Source organism: Amycolatopsis sp. WQ 127309, from assembly GCF_023023025.1.
In the GTDB taxonomy this organism is placed as follows: Bacteria; Actinomycetota; Actinomycetes; order Mycobacteriales; family Pseudonocardiaceae; genus Amycolatopsis.
The window spans coordinates 6,058,063-6,075,486 of sequence record NZ_CP095481.1 but is presented as its reverse complement, the minus strand read 5'-3'; the positions used below and the strand labels follow the sequence as shown (position 1 = coordinate 6,075,486).

General features: G+C 71.8%; 14 protein-coding genes. 6 read left to right on the top strand and 8 right to left on the bottom strand.

The annotated features are described in order from the left end of the window. Positions 1-229 precede the first annotated feature (229 nt). Positions 230-1,117, top strand: coding sequence for an alpha/beta fold hydrolase (locus MUY22_RS28000; protein ID WP_247049377.1), 888 nt, complete (start codon positions 230-232; stop codon positions 1,115-1,117). 54 nt (positions 1,118-1,171) lie between these two features. Here MUY22_RS28000 and MUY22_RS27995 read toward each other — a convergent pair whose 3' ends face one another. From MUY22_RS27995 to MUY22_RS27985, 3 genes are read right to left on the bottom strand one after another with little or no spacing between them, the layout of a single operon-like run. After that, entirely contained in the window at positions 1,172-1,795 is a 624-nt protein-coding gene (locus MUY22_RS27995; protein WP_247049375.1) for a TetR/AcrR family transcriptional regulator, read from the bottom strand. Between the two features lie 43 nt (positions 1,796-1,838). Then, entirely contained in the window at positions 1,839-2,798 is a 960-nt protein-coding gene (locus MUY22_RS27990; RefSeq protein ID WP_247049373.1) for a phosphotriesterase, read from the bottom strand. Positions 2,799-2,800: 2 nt separating this feature from the next. Beyond that, a complete protein-coding gene (locus tag MUY22_RS27985; protein ID WP_247049371.1) occupies positions 2,801-4,441 on the bottom strand; it encodes an AMP-binding protein in 1,641 nt (546 codons plus the stop codon). A 354-nt stretch (positions 4,442-4,795) separates the two neighbouring features. Here MUY22_RS27985 and MUY22_RS27980 point away from each other — a divergent pair, with 354 nt between their 5' ends. Further along, positions 4,796-5,491, top strand: a complete 696-nt coding sequence (locus tag MUY22_RS27980; protein ID WP_247049369.1) for a hypothetical protein — start codon at positions 4,796-4,798, stop codon at positions 5,489-5,491. A 227-nt stretch (positions 5,492-5,718) separates the two neighbouring features. Here MUY22_RS27980 and MUY22_RS27975 read toward each other — a convergent pair whose 3' ends face one another. After that, entirely contained in the window at positions 5,719-6,474 is a 756-nt protein-coding gene (locus tag MUY22_RS27975) for a thioesterase II family protein (RefSeq protein ID WP_247049367.1), read from the bottom strand. A gap of 227 nt (positions 6,475-6,701) precedes the next feature. Here MUY22_RS27975 and MUY22_RS27970 point away from each other — a divergent pair, with 227 nt between their 5' ends. From MUY22_RS27970 to MUY22_RS27960, 3 genes are read left to right on the top strand one after another with little or no spacing between them, the layout of a single operon-like run. Further along, on the top strand, positions 6,702-8,291 hold the full coding sequence (locus MUY22_RS27970; protein WP_247049366.1) for an acyl-CoA carboxylase subunit beta: 1,590 nt from the start codon (positions 6,702-6,704) through the stop codon (positions 8,289-8,291). Next, on the top strand, positions 8,288-8,479 hold the full coding sequence (locus tag MUY22_RS27965; protein ID WP_247049364.1) for a hypothetical protein: 192 nt from the start codon (positions 8,288-8,290) through the stop codon (positions 8,477-8,479). The genes MUY22_RS27970 and MUY22_RS27965 overlap by 4 nt, the downstream gene beginning before the upstream one ends. Before the next feature lie 9 nt (positions 8,480-8,488). Next, positions 8,489-9,031, top strand: a complete 543-nt coding sequence (locus MUY22_RS27960; protein ID WP_247049362.1) for a DUF1707 domain-containing protein — start codon at positions 8,489-8,491, stop codon at positions 9,029-9,031. Between the two features lie 59 nt (positions 9,032-9,090). Here the strand turns inward: MUY22_RS27960 and MUY22_RS27955 are convergent, their stop codons facing one another. Beyond that, a complete protein-coding gene (locus MUY22_RS27955; RefSeq protein ID WP_247049360.1) occupies positions 9,091-11,055 on the bottom strand; it encodes a hypothetical protein in 1,965 nt (654 codons plus the stop codon). After that, on the bottom strand, positions 11,040-11,813 hold the full coding sequence (locus MUY22_RS27950) for an ABC transporter ATP-binding protein (protein WP_247049358.1): 774 nt from the start codon (positions 11,811-11,813) through the stop codon (positions 11,040-11,042). The genes MUY22_RS27955 and MUY22_RS27950 overlap by 16 nt, the downstream gene beginning before the upstream one ends. 250 nt (positions 11,814-12,063) lie before the next feature. Here MUY22_RS27950 and MUY22_RS27945 point away from each other — a divergent pair, with 250 nt between their 5' ends. Continuing rightward, complete coding sequence (locus tag MUY22_RS27945; RefSeq protein WP_247049356.1) at positions 12,064-13,299, top strand: cytochrome P450; 1,236 nt, start codon at positions 12,064-12,066, stop codon at positions 13,297-13,299. 118 nt (positions 13,300-13,417) lie between these two features. Here MUY22_RS27945 and MUY22_RS27940 read toward each other — a convergent pair whose 3' ends face one another. Beyond that, a complete protein-coding gene (locus MUY22_RS27940; RefSeq protein WP_247049355.1) occupies positions 13,418-16,561 on the bottom strand; it encodes an amino acid adenylation domain-containing protein in 3,144 nt (1,047 codons plus the stop codon). A gap of 11 nt (positions 16,562-16,572) precedes the next feature. Next, positions 16,573-17,355, bottom strand: coding sequence for a hypothetical protein (locus MUY22_RS27935; protein WP_247049352.1), 783 nt, complete (start codon positions 17,353-17,355; stop codon positions 16,573-16,575). Positions 17,356-17,424: the final 69 nt, after the last annotated feature.

The following is a 17,424-nucleotide window of genomic DNA, read 5'->3' as shown; positions in this document are numbered from 1 at the left end:
CCGTGAATGCCACATCGAGGGACCTGGTGTCCCTCGATGTGGCATTCACGGACTTCCACCCCGGCCGGCACCCGCGGCGGCCGAATTGTGAATAGTATTCATATGCTTTCGGCTTTTCGCTCAGATGAGCGGGAATTGTGTGAGCCAGGCCACTGCGCGCGCAAAAGGGTGACAAAAGTGCCCTTCTTCCCATGGTTCGACCCGGTGGATGCGATCTAGCCTGGGCGCCATGGAATTCGCCGTCGCGCCGACGGAAGCCGGGCCGCCCGGCACGCTCGAAGAACTGGACATCGCCGTCGGCGACCACCACCACAGCGCGCTCGCGGCCGGGCCCGCGTCGGGCGAATTCGTCCTGTTGCTGCACGGCTGGCCCGAATTCGCCGACGCCTGGACCGAGCAGCTGCACGCCCTCGGCGAGGCCGGCTACCGCGCGGTGGCCGTCGACCAGCGGGGCTACGCCGCGGGCGCGCGCCCGGACGACGTCGCGGCCTACACCATCGAGCAGCTGGTCAGCGACGCCCTCGCGTTCGCCGACAGCCAGGGCGCCGACCGGTTCCACCTCATCGCCCGCGACTGGGGCGCCATGGTCGCCTGGACGCTCGCGACGACCCACCCGCACCGGCTGCGGTCCCTGGCCGTGCTCTCCACGCCGCACCCGTCGGCGCTGCAGCACGCGGCCGCGACCGACGACGGGCAGTTCCACGACCTCGGTTACATCCGGTTCTTCCGCCGCGGTGTCGGCAAAGCCGAGAAATACCTCCTACGCGACGGGGCCATGCGGTTGCGCGCGGTTTACGACAACCGCATTCCCGTCGAATTCGTCGAACGCAACATCGCGCGCCTTTCCGAACCGGGCGCCCTGACCGCGACGCTGAACTGGTACCGCGGCGCGACGACCGACGCGTTCGACATCCCGGCGGGCCGGATCACCGTGCCGACGCTCTACATCTGGGGCAGCGAGGACCCGTGGCTCGGCCGCGGCGCCGCCGAGCTGACGGTGCACCACATCGACGCCGAGTACCGCTTCCAGATCATCGAGGGCGCCGGCCAGCTCCTGGCCTCGGAGACGGCGGACGAAGTGATCGCCCTGCTGCTGGACCACGTGGAGCGGCACTAGCCCGTCTCGGCGGCGAGCTGACGTCGGCGAGCGCGCCGAACCGGATCCCGCCGGTCAACCAGGTGGGCGCAGGGCGTCCAGCAGCAGGTCCGCGTAGTGGTCGCCGATCTGGCGGGCCGTCAGGGAGCCGCTGCGGTGGTACCAGGAGCCGAGGTGGTGCACCGAGCCGAAGAAGAAGTCGACGACGACGTCGGCCGGCTTGTCCGTGCGGAACTCCCCCGACGCCTGGCCCTCTTCGACCAGGCCGCGGAAGCGCTCGTGGTACTTGCGGCGCTCGGCGCGCACCGCCTTCTGCTTGTCCGGGGACAGCTGGTGCATCGACTGCAGGAAGATCGTGTTGTCGTCCAGGTTGTCGATGCTGGACACGACGACGTCGGACGCGGCCGCGGCCAAGCGCTCGCGCAGAGGTGCGCCCGACGAGGCGACGCTCTCCAGCTGCCGCGTCTGCTCGCGCAGCACCCGGGCGTAGATCTCGTAGAGCAGGTCGTCCTTCGAGCCGAAGTAGTGGTACATCGCGCCCTTGGTGACGCCCGCGGCCTCGACGATCTCCTGGACGGACGTGCGGTCGAAGCCCTTCTTCGCGAAGAGCTTCGTGGCCTGCTCCAGCAGGCGCCGCGGCACGGCGGCCTGCTCGTCGCCGGCCGCCTCGCCCGGCTTGCGGGTGCTTGCGCGGGTCACGGCAAGTCCCCCTTCGGTCGAGTTCGGACGCACAGGATATCGCTCACCCGAGGAATCGCCTCGGTACGTCCACGAGCATCGTGGTGATGTCCGCGTCACTCACCCCGCGCTCGCGCAGCGCGGGCAGCACGTCCCGCGTGATGTGGAGGTAGTGCCAGTTCGGCGTCAGCACCGGCAGCTGGTCCTCGGGCAGCCAGTCGATGTAGCAGGACGCGTCGTGCGAGAGCACCATGCTGCCCGCGTACCCGCGCTCGCACATCGCCGCGACGGTGTTCACCCGCTCCTCGAACGGCAGCAGCAGGTCGAGGCCGAAACGGTCCATGCCGAGGATCGAGCCGCGGTCGGCCAGCTCGGTCAGGTACCCGAGGTCGGTGGAGTCGCCCGAGTGCCCGACCAGCACGCGGCTCAGGTCGACGCCCTCGTCGGCGAAGATCGCCTGCTGCTCCAGCCCGCGCCGGCTGACGGCGTGGGTGTGCGTCATGATCGGCGCCCCGGTCTCGAGGTGCGCCTTCGCCACCGCGCGCAGCACGCGTTCGACACCCGGGGTCACGCCGGGCTCGTCGGTGGCGCACTTGAGCAGCCCGGCCTTGACGCCGGTGCCAGCGATGCCGTCGCGGATGTCCCCGACGAACATCCCGACCAGCGGATCTTCGCCCTGCAGCATCGTGCCGGGCCCGCGGAAGTGCAGGTAGTGCGGCACGTCGTTGTAGGTGTAGAGCCCGGTGGCGACGACGATGTTGACGTCCACCTCGGCGGCGACCCGCTGCACGCGCGGGATGTAGCGGCCGAGGCCGATCACCGTCGGGTCGACGATCGTGTCGATCCCGGCGTCCTTCAGCTCCTTGAGCCGCCGGATCGCCTCGGGGACGTGCTTGCCCTCCTGGAACCCCTCGTGCTCGGGGTAGTTGTCGACGAACTCGGGGCTGAGCACGAAGAGGTGTTCGTGCATCAGCACCCGGCCCAGTGCCTCCGGCGCGATCCCGCCGCGGACGGTCTCGACCACCGCTACCCCCTCGCCCGCAGTTCGCGGCGCAGGATCTTGCCGCTGGTGGTCTTCGGCAGCTCGTCGAGTACCACGACGGTGCGCGGGTACTTGTAGGCCGCCAGCCGTTCCTTGCACCAGGCCACCAGCTCCGCCGGGTCGGCGGTCACGCCGGGTGCCGGGCTGACGTACGCCTTGACCGTCTCGCCGCGGTAGTCGTCGGCGATGCCGACGACAGCGGCCTCGCGGACCGCCGGGTGCGTGTAGAGGACGTCTTCGACCTCGCGCGGCCAGACCTTGAAGCCGGACGCGTTGATCATGTCCTTCTTGCGGTCCACGACGTAGACCCAGCCGCGTTCGTCCATGAACCCGATGTCGCCGGTGAGCAGCCGCCCGCCGGGGATCGACTCGGCCGTGGCGTCCGGGCGGTTCCAGTAGCCGGACACGACCATCGGGCCTTCGACGGCGATCTCGCCGGCCTGTCCGGACGGCAGCTCTTCGCCGTGCTCACCGAGGATGCGGACGATCGTGTCGGGCACCGGCAGGCCGATCGAGATGGTGCCGGACGCCGGGTCGATCGGCGCTTCGAGGTCGCCAGGGACGACGACGCAGCCGGCGGTCGTCTCGGTGAGGCCGTAGCCGTTGTGGATGTAGTGCCCGGTCTTCGCGCGGAACGCCTCGACGACGGCGGGCGGCAGCGCGGCGCCGCCGGAGTAGAGCAGCGCGAACGACGCGAAGTGCTCGCGGCTGAAGGACGGGTGGGCCATGAGCGCCATGTAGGCCGTCGACGGCCCGACGGTGTACGACGGCTCGTGCTCGAGGAAGGCGTCGAGCACGACGCCGGCTTCGAAGCGGTAGGCGAGTGAGAGCGTGCCCTCGATGTCGATCGCGGAGCCGACTTCGCAGACCATGCCGGTGATGTGGAACAGCGGCGCGAGCCCGAACAGCGTCGTGCCGGCGGGCAGGCCGCTGAAGGAGCCGAGCGCGGCGGCGTTCGTGCCGAGGTTGCCGTGGGTGTTGGTGGCACCCTTCGGCGTCCCGCTGGTGCCGGAGGTGTAGCTGATCAGGGCGACGTCTTCGAGCGCGAACGCTGGCTCCGGCGGCTTCGGCCCGGGCGTCCCGGCGGCTTCGAGGAGTTCGACGGCACCCGGGGTCTCTTCCCTCGTGACTTTCCCGAGGACGCGCTCGTCGTCGCGGGTCTGGAACTCGAGTTCGCTGGTGGTGAGGGCGATGGGGACTTTTGCCGCGGTCTCGCCGATGTAGGCGTTCCAGCCGCGCTGCGAGCAGACGATCGCCTTGACGCCGGCGTCGGTGAGCACGTGGGTCAGCTCGCGCTCGCGGTACATCGGGTTGACCGGCACGACGATCCCGCCGGCCTTCCACGCGCCGAGCAGCGCGATGACGAACTGCGGGATGTTCTGCAGCACCAGGGCGAGCCGGTCGCCGCGCTCGAAGCCGTTCTGCGTGAGGTAGCGGGCGACGCCGTCGGAGAGCTCGTCGAGCTGCCGGTAGGTGAGCCGCCCGTCGAAGTAGACGACGGCGTCCCGGTCGGGCGCATGGTCCGCGGCCCGGCGGAAGGTCTCGGGCAGCGTGGTCGCCACGACCGGTTCCAGGGGCCGTTCGCCGTAGCTCGCCAGCCACGGTTTCTCGTCGTACCAGCTCATCCAGTGACCTCCCTTGGACACCGACCGGTCGGTATGGCGACGCTAGGAGGCGGTGCCGGTCCTCGTCAAGACCCGGCCGGCTTTCGACGTTTTCCGGAATACGCAGACCGGGTGCTTCACCGGAGAATACGGACGCCGGTTCAACCTGGTTCAGATTATCTTTTTCCGGCCGATCAGGCTGGACAATCCCCTGGTCGAAACGCCAAGATGGCGCCTGGCCGCGCATATGTTCACGCTAACGAGTACGGAACATGGGAGCCATTCATGCCTGATACCGGTGGAAGACACCGCATTTCCCGGCGGACGAAACTCGCCACGGCGGCCCTGGGCCTCGCGCTCGCCGCCGGCGCCCTGGTGATCGCGACGACGGCCGGCCAGACCGGCCAGGCCAGTGCGGCGAGCGCCGAGCAGATCACCTGCCCCGACGTCGCCGGGCAGCTGCCCGCGATCCCCGCGCAAGCCCAGGCCGAGGTCCAGCGCAACCTCGCCCTGCTCGACACGCAGCTCGCCGAGGCGAACAACCGCCTCGTCACGAGCGCGGGCGAGGGCGGCGCGAACTTCGTCCAGAACGCCATCCTCGGCCCGCTGAAGGACAAACGCGCCAGCACCATCGACCGCATCGCGATCGCGATCGGCCGCGTCGCGGCGAAACCCCAGGGCCTCGACGCGCTCGCGGCCTGCACCCTCGGCGGGCAACCGGCCGCCACCACGTCCGCGGCCGCACCGGCGTCCACCGAACCGAGCGTCGCGGAACCCGCCCAGGGCGGTCTGATCACCTGCCCGGACGTCGAGAGTCAGCTCCCGGCGATCCCCGCGCAAGCCCAGGCCGAGGTCCAGCGCAACCTCGCCCTGCTCGACACCCAGCTCGCCGAAGCGAACAACCGCCTGGTCACCAGCGCGGGCGAGGGCGGCGCGAACTTCGTCCAGAACGCGATCCTCGGCCCGCTGGAGGACAAGCGCGTCGCCACGATCAACCGGATCGCCACCGCGATCGGCCGCAACGCGGACAAGCCCCAAGGCCTCGACGCGCTGGCACCCTGCAGCTTGTGAGGTCCCGCGGCCGGCGCACCCCGTGCGCCGGCCGCTGGGACATGTCCGACCATGCCTTTGGTCCAGGTGATCACGGCGTTCGGACGACCGCTGCTCGGTGGACGATGGCCGGCTTGTCGCAGCGAGTGGGCGGCCCGTCACTGCTTGGGCGGGCGCCCGCCGCGGGAGCCGTGGCGTTTGCGGTGCCCGGCCTGATCAGCCTGCTCGGGAGCGGCGCGGCCATCCCCCTAGCCGCGCGAGGCGGCGGTGAGCCGGGCGGCGATCAGGCGGTTGACGGCCGCGTGGTGCTCGTTCAGGTAGAAGTGGGCACCCGGGTAGGTGCGCAGCTCGAACGCGCCGGACGTGTGCGTGGCCCACTGCCGGGCCTCGTCGGCGGTCACCTTGGGGTCGTGGTCGCCGATCAGGGCCAGGACCGGGCAGCTGACGTCGGGGCCGGGGCGGTAGCGGTAGGTCTCGGCGGCCTTGTAGTCGTTGCGCAGCGCCGGCAGGACCATGCGGATGATCTCGTCGTCCTCCAGGACCTTCGCGTCCGTACCGCTCAGGCGCTTGACCTCGGCGAGCAGGCCGTCGTCGCTTTCCTGGTGGAAGCGCTCGTCGCGGAACGCCGAGGGCGCCCGGCGGCCGGAGACGAACAGGCCCAGCAGCTCGGTGCCGCGGGGTTCCAGCCGGCGCGCGACCTCGAAGGCGAGGCTGGCGCCCATGCTGTGGCCGAAGAACGCCAGCGGGCCCGGCTCGGCCGCGAGGATTTCGGCCAGCTGGTCGGCGAGCACGAACAGGTCGTCCACCAGCGGATCGGTGCGGCGGTCCTGGCGGCCCGGGTACTGGACGGCGAGGACCTCCACCGCCGGCGAAAGCGCCGCCGACACGGGGTGGAAGTAGCTCGCGGAACCACCGGCGTGCGGGAAGCAGACCAGCCGGGCCGTGGCGGCCGGGGCCGGGTGGAACCGCCGGATCCAGAGCTGGCTGTCCAGGGAGAGGGTCATGGCCGGGCCTTCCGCTGTCGGCTGTGCTGTCGCGCGCTTACCCCGCCGAATCTGTCAAACACCCGCGCGCGGGTCGACCCCTACGTTCCGGATGAGGGGGTGCTGGGGGCCGGGGGTGGCAGACAGGGGGGCCGACGTGCTGGTCCGGACGGTGCCGGCCGGTTTCAATGGCTTACCGGCATCCGGCCGCGAGGGGAACCGCCGAAAGAAACACGTTGGGGTGAGTCATGACCGCCACCGAAGATCTCGTCGTCGGCGACCTGCCGTCTCTCGACATCGAGGCCAAGGTCGCCGAACTGGCCGAGCTGCGGGCGCACGCCGTGTCACCGTCCCGGCGCGCGACCGAGCGGCAGCACGCCAAGGGCAAGCTCACCGTCCGGGAGCGGATCGACCTGCTCTTCGACGAGGGCACGTTCCACGAGATCGACCAGCTGCGGCGCCACCGCGCCACCGGGTTCGGCCTCGAGGACCGGCGGCCGTACTCCGACGGCGTGGTCACCGGCTGGGGCCAGGTCTTCGGACGGCGCGTTTTCGTCTACGCGCACGACTTCCGGATCTTCGGCGGCTCGCTCGGCGAGGCGCACGCGGCGAAGATCCACAAGCTGATGGACCTCGCCGAGTCCGCCGGCGCGCCGCTGGTGTCCCTTTCGGACGGTGCGGGCGCGCGGCTCCAGGAGGGCGTCACCGCGCTCGCCGGGTACGGCGGGATCTTCCGGCGCACCGTCCAGGCGTCCGGGGTGATCCCGCAGATCAGCGTGCTGCTCGGCCCGTGCGCCGGCGGCGCGGCCCACTCCCCCGCGCTGACCGACTTCGTGTTCATGGTCCGCGACATCGCGCAGCTGTACCTCACCGGGCCGGACGTCGTCCGCTCGGTCACCGGCGAGGACGTCACCCACGAGCAGCTCGGCGGCGCGAACGTGCACGCCGGGCTGTCCGGCGCGGCCGGGTTCGTCTACGACACCGAGGAAGAGTGCCTCGAAGAGGTCCGGCACCTGATCTCGATGCTGCCGGCGAACAACCGCGAGCTGCCGCCGTCGCTGCCGCCCGGCGAGCCGGTGGACCGGCCGAACCCGGCGCTGCTGGAGCTGGTGCCGGTCGACGCGGACCGCGGCTACGACATGCGCGAGGTCATCGCGGAGATCGTCGACTACGGCCACTTCTTCGAGGTGCACGCGAGCTGGGCGCCGAACGTCCTGTGCGGGCTCGCGCGACTCGGCGGCGAAGTCGTCGGGATCGTGGCCAACCAGCCGTCGTCCGGCGGCGGGGCGCTGGACATCCCCGCGTCGGAGAAGGCGGCGCGGTTCGTCCAGACCTGCGACGCCTTCAGCATCCCGCTCGTCACGCTCGTCGACGTCCCGGGGTTCCGGCCCGGCAGCGACCAAGAGCACGGCGGCATCGTCCGGCACAGCGCGAAGCTGCTCTACGCCTACTGCAACGCGTCCGTGCCGCGCGTGCAGGTCGTCCTGCGCAAGGCCTACGGCAGCGCGTACCTCGTGATGGACTCCCGCTCGATCGGCTGCGACCTGTCCTTCGCCTGGCCCACCAACGAAATCGCGGTGATGGGCGCCGAGGACGCCGTCGACGTCGTGTTCCGGCGTGAGATCGCCGCGGCCGACGACCCGGAAGAGGAGCGTCGCCGGCGGATCCAGGAGTACCGGACCGAGCTGGTGCACCCCTACCACGCCGCCGAGCGCGGCCTGGTGGACGACGTGATCGACCCGGCCCGGACCCGGCCGGTCGTCATCGAGGCGCTCGCCGTGCTGCGGACGAAGTACGCCGCGCCGCCCGCGCGCAAGCACGGGAACCCGCCGGTATGAGCGGCCCGGACGACGACCTGGCCGTGATACTCGCCGTCCTCGGCGCGCTGGGCAGCGCGAGAGTCCCGAAGCGGGACCGGCCGCCCACCGCCGCGCCGTGGCTGCGCGCCGCGGGTTACACCCCGCCCGGCTCCTGGATGAGCCGTCGCCGGGAAGTAGGGGTGCCGCCGGGCTTTCCCGCTGGTTAGCGTGGAAACATGAGCGACCAAGACACCCTCCGTGTGTCCAATCTGGACAGAGAACGCGCCGCGCGGCTGCTGCAGGACGCGCTCGGCCAAGGCATGCTGGAACTCGAGGAGTTCGCCCAGCGCTCGGCCGCGGCGGCGGCCGCGCGCACCCGCGGCGACCTGGCTCCGCTGCTCGCCGACCTGCCCTCCGGCACGCTCGCCGCGCTCGAGACACCGCCGCTGGTGCTCAAGGCGGGCATGGGCGACGTCAAGCGCACCGGCCCGTGGGACGTGCCGAGCCGCATCGACGCCAAGTGCTCCTCCGGCGACGTCCGGATCGACTTCAGCGAAGCGAGCTGCCCCCATCGGGAGGTCACGCTCAACCTGGACTGCGGCTGGGGCACGATCCTCGTCATCGTCCCGCGCGGCTGGACCCTGCTGTTCGAGGCCATGGCGACCGGCGCCGGCGACATCACCAACAAGGTCACCGCGCCGCCCGAACCCGGCCTGCCGGTGCTGCGCGCGCACTGCAAGGTGACCGCGGGCAACATCCGCTTCCGCCACCCCCGCTGAGCCACCCTCCCCGCGAAAGGCCCGGCTCACCGAGTGAGCCGGGCCTTTCGCACTCCGGGTCAGCGGGCCGCCGCGTGCTCGCGGCCGTTCTCCTTTTCCTCTTCCGGCACTTCGGTTTCCTCCGCTGCCACCAAGGCTTCGGCCTTGCGCTTGGCGACGCAGTGCATCAGCACCACCATGCCGAAGGAGCACGCGCCGAGCACGATCGAGCCGATGGCCACCAGCACCCGCAGCCCGGGCGCGACGTGGGCGACGAGGAACCAGCCCGGCAGCGTCGCGCCGAACAGGCTCAGGCCCAGCGACACGAACCCCTGCGGGATCACCAGCAGCACACCGAGCAGGACGAACAGCGCGACCGCGGCGTTCTGCGGACCGCTGAGGTCGTCCTTCTTCGCCGGTTCCTCTTCCTCGCCCTCCGCCAGCTCGTCGGCGGAGGCCTTGACCTCGGTCCGGACGCCCTTGCGCATCAGGTCGAGGATCTCCGGGCCCGCCTTCTCCAGGCGGCGGTAGGCGAGCCGGCCGAACAGCCAGTAGTAGAACGCGCCGGTGAGCAGCCCGGCCGCGACACCCGCCCAGCCCAGCAGCGTGCTGCCGGTGCGGAACCCGATCAGCACGACGACCGCGGCCGGCACGGCCAGCAGGATCTGGCCGAACAGCATGCCGAAGATCTTCAACCGGACCTGGTCGCCGCTTTCGTCGGTGAAGCCGTCCATCGGGTTGCCGCCGGGGCGGTCCTGGAACGGCGCGACGCCGACCAGCGAGACCAGCGGCACCAGGCCCGCCGCCCCGCCGAGCATCGCCGGCAGCACGGCCAGCACCCACGGCCACGCCCAGCCCTGGCCGCTGACCAGCGTCAGCAGCGCGGTCAGCACGAGCACCGGGACCGCGACCAGCAGCAGCCACGCGACCTGCCGGGCGCGGACGTCGACGCGTTCGGCCGCCGGGGCGACCAGGGTCAGCCACAACGCGCCCGCGTCGAGGCCGTAGACGTTCGCCGACAGCGCGCCGGCGAACAGCGCGGTGATCACGCCCGCGAAGGGCAGCAGCACGGTGTTGCCGTCGAGCAGCGGGAACAGCCCGCTGAACAGGCCCGCCCACAGCGCGATGCTCAGGAACCGGGCGCGGCGCAGGTCGCGGACCCACAGCCGCAGCTCCTTGCCCAGCACCCCGCCGAACGGCCCGCCGGGCAGGATCCGCTTGGTGGCCGGGCTGTCGCCGCCGGTCTGCGTCGTGCCGCCGTCGGACAGGCCCCGGACCAGCTGGCGCGAAAGCAGCGCCGAGAACACGAAGAACAGCACCGCGCCCAGGACGGCGAGGCCGCCCAGCGAGAGCGCGACGACGCCCCAGTTGCCCTTGCCCGCCGCGTCCACCGCGACGACCGCCCAGCTCGACGGGAGGATCCGCAGGACGATGCCGCCGCCGTCGGCCCAGCCGCCGCTGAACGTGCGGATCGCCAGGCCGATGTCCATCCAGCCGGTGTTCTGCAGGCCCAGCACGAAGCCGACGACCAGCGACGACAGCTCCCAGCCGAACCGCGACCGGACGAGCCGGCCCAGCGCCTGCATGCCGACCTTCGACAGCACGACGACGAACCACAGCTGCAGCAGCACGGCCGGGATCGCGACCAGCGCCGCGGCCAGGCCGAGGTGGGCGCCGTAGACGAGCAGCACGGCGAACGCGACCAGCGCGACCACCGGCGTGATGCCGACGAACCCGGCGCCGACCATGCCGATGGCGAGGGTGCGCGGGCGGATCGGCAGCAGGGTGAAGTACTCCAGCCGCAGCACCGCGTCACCGCCGGTGAGCATCGGGCCGAACAGCCAGCCCAGCGTCCACACCATCAGCAGCAGCGACAGCACCGCGACGGCGGTTTCGGGCGAGCCGAAGTGCGAGAACCCGACCACGAGCGTGCCGATCGCGAGGACCAGGCCGATCGACCCGCCCGCGAGCATGCTCGCCGCGCGCTGCCCGCTCATCGAGCGGCGCAGCACCGCCAGCTTCATCCGGATCAGGACGCCAACCACGCCAGCCCCTCCATCCCCCCGGTGCGGGCGCCGACGAGCTCGACGAAGACGTCTTCGAGGCCGCGGCCGGCGCGGACCTCGTCGACCGGGCCGGCCGCGGCGACCTGGCCGCGGGCGATCACCGCGACGTGGTCGCAGAGCTGCTCGACCAGGGCCATCACGTGGCTGGAGAACACGACCGAGCCGCCGGAGGCGACGAAGCGCTGCAGGATCGTGCGGATGGTGGCCGCGGAGACCGGGTCGACCGCTTCGAACGGCTCGTCCAGCACCAGCAGCTTGGGCGCGTGCAGCAACGCCGTCGCGAGGCCGATCTTCTTCCGCATGCCGGTGGAGTAGTCGATCACCAGGGTGCGGTTGGCCTCGGTGAGCTCGAGGACCTCCAGCAGCTCGCCCGCGCGTTCGTCGATCTGCGCCTCGGGCAGGCCGCGCAGCAGCCCCTGGTACGTCAGCAGTTCGCGGCCGGTCAGGCGCTCGGGCAGGGACATGCCGTCGGGGAGCACGCCGACGAGGGCCTTGGCGTGCACCGGGTCGGCCCAGACGTCGACGCCGAAGATGTGCGACGCGCCGGCGTCGGGGCGGAGCAGGCCCACGGCCATCGAGAGCGACGTCGTCTTGCCCGCCCCGTTGGGCCCGACCAGGCCGTAGAACGAACCCTTCGGCACGGCGAGGTCGACGCCGTCCACCGCGACCTTCCGGCCGAATCTCTTGCGCAACCCGGAGAGCCGGAGCGCGGGTGCACTTTCGTCGATCGTAGGCACGTGGATCATCCCCATGGTTCGGGCGGCCCGCCGGCCGCGCTCTACCGGGCACAGCGTAGCGGCCTGCCGTGCAAAAGAGAACGCGGCACAACTGAACAGTTCGCGTCCCGCGATAAGGGTGGGCATAGGGGTTACGAATCGGCGTGTCGCGCAATTACGGTGGCAGCCGACTGCCGAGTCGACCAAACCGGCCGAATCAGACTAACCACCCCGGGCAGCGAAAAGCAATTCCGAGCCGAGGGAAGAGCCGATGACGACATCGACCGACAGCGAACTGGAGGCCCAGCTGCGCACCGCGCGGGCCGGGCTCACCTCGCTGGGCGCCCTGGGCGACCGGATCGCCGCGCTGATGCTGGGCCCGGAGGACCCGTACCCGGTGTACGCGCAGATGCGGGCCCGCGGGCCGGTGCAGAAGAGCCGGATCGGGATCTACGCGGTGCTCGGCCGCGACATCGCCGACAGCGTGCTGCGCGACCGCCGGTTCGGCCGCCGGACGCTCGGCGGTTACTGGCCGCAGGGCACGTCGACGTTCGACAATTCCTTCCTCGCGATGGACCCGCCGGAACACACCCGGCTGCGCAAACTCGCGATGCCGGCATTCAGCCCGAAGACCATCGGGGCGCTGCGCCCGGATATCGAACAGGCGTGCCGGGAACTGCTCGACGCCGTCGATTCGAGCAAGCCGTTCGACTTGATGGAGAAATACGCGAAACGCGTTCCGTGCGCGGTGATCGCGACGCTGTTCGGAATTCCGGAATCGCGGCAGGCGGAGTTCGACGAGCTCGCCGCCGGGCTGAGCCTGGTGCTCGACGGCGTCGTCTCCCTGGCCGAGGCCAAGCGCCTGCAGGACGCCGTCGACGGCATGACCGCGTTGTTCACCGAGCTGCTCGCGCTGCGCGTCGCCGAGCCGGGTACCGACCTGGTCAGCCGGCTGCTGCAGTCGGTGGACGGCGACAAGCTGACCGCGGCCGAGCTGGTCGCGATGTGCGGGATGCTGTCGCTGGCGGGCACCGAGACCACGGTCAACCTGATCGGCAACGGCACGCTCGCCCTGCTGGAGCACCCCGGGCAGTGGGACCTCCTGCGCGCCGACCCGGACCTCGCGCCGAAGGCCGTCGAGGAGGCGCTGCGCTACGACACCTCGGTGCTGATGCAGGCGCGGTTCGCGCACGAGGAGGTCGAGCTGGGCGGCAAGCGGATCCCGGTGGACAGCCAGGTGACCATCCTGACGGGCGCGTGCAACCGCGACCCGGACGCCTTCGACCGCCCGGACGTCTTCGACCTGCAACGCCCGTCGGGCCCGGACCACATCTCGTTCTCCAGCGGCATCCACTACTGCCTCGGCGCCCCCCTGGCCCGGCTCGAGGGTGACGTCGCGTTCCGCGTGCTGCTGGAGCGGTTCCCGAACCTGCAACGGGCGGGCGAGGTGACGCGCCGCGCGTCACCGTTCATCCGCGGCCTGCACGCGTTCCCGGTGACCGGCTGAGCTTTCCCTCTCACGCGAAAAGCCGCTGAAGGCCTGGCCTTCAGCGGCTTTGTCGTACCCGGAAAGGGGAGGGACCCCGGCGCGGAGGGGCGCGCCGGGGTCCGAGGGGGGAGGGTGGTCAGGGCGTCCGGAGCAGGTCGCGGACGTGGTCCGCGAGCTGACCGGGCGTCGGCATCGAAAACACGTCCGTGAGCTTCAAGCCCACGCCGGTCAGGTCCTCGACGTGCTGCACCAGCTGCACGCCGAGCAGGGAATGCCCGCCGACGACGAAGAAGTTCGTGTCGGCCGCGACGTCCTGGCGGCCCAGCAGCCCGGCCCACAGGCCGATCAGCGTGTCCAGCAGGTCGCCGTCGGCGGCCGGGGAGCCCGGCTCCTCCCCCGCCGCGGCGCGCCGGTCGGCGGCCAGGCGGGTCAGCGCCGGGTAGTCGATCTTCTCCGTCACCGTGGTGGGCAGCCGGTCGATGGTGACGAACTCGTGCGGGACGGCGGCCCGGGGCAGCTGCGCCCGGGCGTGCTGCCAGAGCCGGTCGGCCAGCCCCGGCGACTCGGCCCCCTCGACGAATGGCCCCTCGACGAACGCCACCAGGATGCCGCCCGCGCTCGGCTCGCCGACCAGGACGACCGCGACGCCGGCCACCTCCGGGTGCTCGGCCAGCACGGCCTCGACCTCGCCGAGCTCGATCCGGTTGCCGCGCAGCTTGATCTGCCGGTCCACCCGGCCGACCAGCTCGCACGTGCCGTCGTGGCGCCAGCGGCCCTGGTCGCCCGTGCGGTAGTAGCGCCCGTGCACCGGGTGCTCGCGGAACTTGTCCGCGGTCAGCTCGGGCCGGTTGTGGTAGCCGATCGCGACGCCGCCGCCGGCGATGCACAGCTCGCCGTGCACGCCCGGCGGGAGCTCGCGCCCGGCGTCGTCGGCGATGAACACCGTGGTGTTGCGGATCGGCCGCCCGACGACGATCGGGTCGTCCGGCGAGGTCAGCCGGGCCGCGGTGGACCAGACGCACGTCTCCGTCGGGCCGTACAGGTTGCGCAGCTCGCAGCCGGTGGCGACGAGCCGCCGCAGCAGCGCGGGCGGCATCGGCTCGCCGCCGCAGACCACCTTGACCCCGGCCAGGAGGTCGGCGACGTCGTCCAGCACGAGCCGCCACGTCGTCGGCGTCGCCTGCAGGAAGTCGACGCGGTGCTCGGCCAGCACCGCGCGCAGCGCCCGGCCGTCGGTGCGGGCCTCGTCCGGCGCGACGACCAGCGTGGCGCCGGCGTACAGCGGGAGGAACAGGTCCATCACCGACATGTCGAACGCGAACGTCGTCATCCACAGCCCGCCGTCGCCCGGGCCCAGCCCGGTCTCGCCGCGGAAGTGCGTGACCAGGTTCGCGAGGTTGCGGTGCGCGAGCACCGTGCCCTTGGGCTTGCCGGTGGACCCCGAGGTGTAGATCAGGTACGCGCACGCGTCGTCCGCCTCGTCGCCTTCCACGACGAGGGTGTCCGGGACGGCCGGCCCGTCGGCCGTGATGGCCGGCAGCGGCAGCACGGTCCGGCCGTCGGCATCCAGCGAGACGCCGTCGCCGACCAGCAGCACCCGGGCGCCGGAGTCGGCGAGCTGGTGCTCGACGCGGTGCGCCGGGTGGTCGGGGTCGATCGGCAGGTAGGCCGCGCCGATCAGCCAGCAGCCGAACACCGCCGCGACGAGTTCGGGGCCGCGCCGCCCGGCCAGCCCGACGATGTCGCCGGGCCCGGCGCCCTGGCCGCGCAGCCGGTCGGCGGTGGCCTGCGCGGTGAGCCACAGCTCGCGGTAGGTCACCGCGCGCTCGCCGTCCCGCACGGCGACGGCGGCCGGCTGGGTGGCGACGTGGTCGGCGACCGCCTCGAGGACCGTGCGCGCCCGAGTCGGCCGCCGGGTCCTGTTGGCCGCGTCGACCACGGCCCGGTCGGTGGGGCTGAACAGCGGCAGCTGCCCCACCGGCCGCTGCGCGTCGGCGCCGGCGGCGACGAGCAGTGCGTCGTAGCGGCGCAGCAGCGCCTCGACGTCGGCGCGGAAGTGCGAACCGGTCGCGTACCGTCCTTTGAGGACGGTCTCGTCCGCGTCCGCCTGCACCACCAGCTCCAGGTCGAACTTGCTGGTGCCGTTCTCGACGCTGACCGGCCGGGTGTGCACCCCGCCGATGCCGAAGCGCGGCAGCCCGCCGCCCGGCTGGTAGTTGAACAGGTGCCGGAAGATCGTGCTGCGCCAGTCGGAGCTCGCCCGCGGCAGCTCCGGGAGCAGCAGGTCGACCGGGACGTCGGCGTGCGCCAGCGCGTCGAAGTACACCGAGCGGGTGCGGGCGACGAGGTCGGCGAAACCGGCGCCGAACTCGACGCCGACCCGCAGCGGCAGCACGTTCACGTGGTAGCCGATGGCACCCTGGGCGTGCGGCGGCCGGGTGTTGACCGGCGTGCCGACGACCAGGTCCGGGCCGGCGCCGTGCCGGGCCAGCAGCAGGTAGTAGGCGGCCATGTGCACGACCGCGTCGGGGGCCCGCAGCTCGCGCCGCAGGCGGTCGAGCGCGGCGAGGGCCTCACGGGAGAGCCGGTGCTCGACGAAGTCCCCGTCCAGGACGGACCCGGCCGCCTCGGGCGTGCCGACCGAGAGCCCGAGCGCGGTGGCGTCGAACCCGGTGAGGTGGTCGCGCCAGTAGGCGATCCCCGTCTCGGTCGGCACGACGTCGGGGGTGGCGCGGACCTCGGCCGCGAGCACGGCCGGGCACGAGCGCCCGACGGCCAGCGCCTCGTAGGCCTTCGCCAGTTCGGTGAAGAAGACGGCGGCGGAGATGGTGTCGAACACGAGGTGGTGCGCGGACACGCACACCACGTCGCCGTCCGGGCACCGGAAGTGCGCCAGCCGGATCGGCGGTGTCCCGCCGATCTCGAGCGGCGCCGCCGCGAACCCGGCGACCCGCGCGTCCACCAGCTCCCGGCTCGTGTCCACAGTGGACACGTCGAGGGTGACCGCGGACGCGGGCAGCACCTCGGCGGTGAGGCGGGTGCCCTCGTCGTGGAAGACCCGGCGCAGCCCGTGGTGCCGCCGCTGGACCAGCCGCGCCGCTTCCGCGAGCACCACCGGGTCCAGCGCGACCGGCACCTCGAACCGCACCGCGACAGTGTTGACGCCGCTGCCGGGGACCAGCCGGTCCAGCAGCCACAACGCCTCTTCCTTGGACGTGACGCCGGCTCTCGCCGGTACCTCGACGTCCTGCCCCGGGCCCTTGCCGGTGAACGTGCGCATCGTGGGTTCTCCTACTTCAGCAGGCCCGACACGGCTTCGGCCACCGCGGAGCGGCGAAGCAGGTCGTGGCGGTCGAGGTCGAAGGAAATCTCGGCGCCGGCCAGGTGGCGGCCGTCCGCCGGGGCGTCGGAGTTGATGACCGTGCAGGTGCTCAGGTCGACGGCGGTGTCGACCTGGGTCGCGCCGACGAGGTAGTGCACGTAGGCGTCGAACCAGCTCATCATCTCGTTGCGGCGCGCCTCGTTGAGGCCGAGCCGGCCGAGGCCGACGTGCCCGACCTCGCGGTAGAGCTTGATCAGCGAGTCGCCGAGCACCACGAGGTCGTCGGCGCCGTCGGTCTCGGCGAAGCCGACGGTCTTCGACTCCTCGATCTCCTGCGGGGTCAGCACGCCGACGAGCTTGTCCAGCAGCTTGTGGAACTGCCAGTACAGCACGATCGCGCTGACCGGTTCCGGGTCGAACATGACGACCGCGGGCTGCGTGCCCCGGCGTTCGCCGATCCGGCGGGCCAGCGCCGAGGCGTAGACGCCGCCGACGCAGAACCCGAGCACGCCGCGGATCTCGCCGCCGGGCAGCGCGTCGAGCCACCGGGTCAGGTAGTCCTCGCCGGTCATGTCGTCCTCGGTGCCCGGCTCCGGCTGCATCGTCTCCCAGACCGTGCTGGGCACGCTCAAGGCGGGCGCCAGATCGGAGAACGTCGCTTCGGAGCGGCCGGGGGAATAGAAGTCGACCGCCAGCACGAAGTCGTTCTTCGCGCCGTTCTTCAGGATTCGCCATTCGGTGAAATCGTTCATCACAACTCCCCAGTACTCTGGAATTCGCGTCAAGCCTAAATGGAGGACCCCCAGGTCATTAACCCCTAC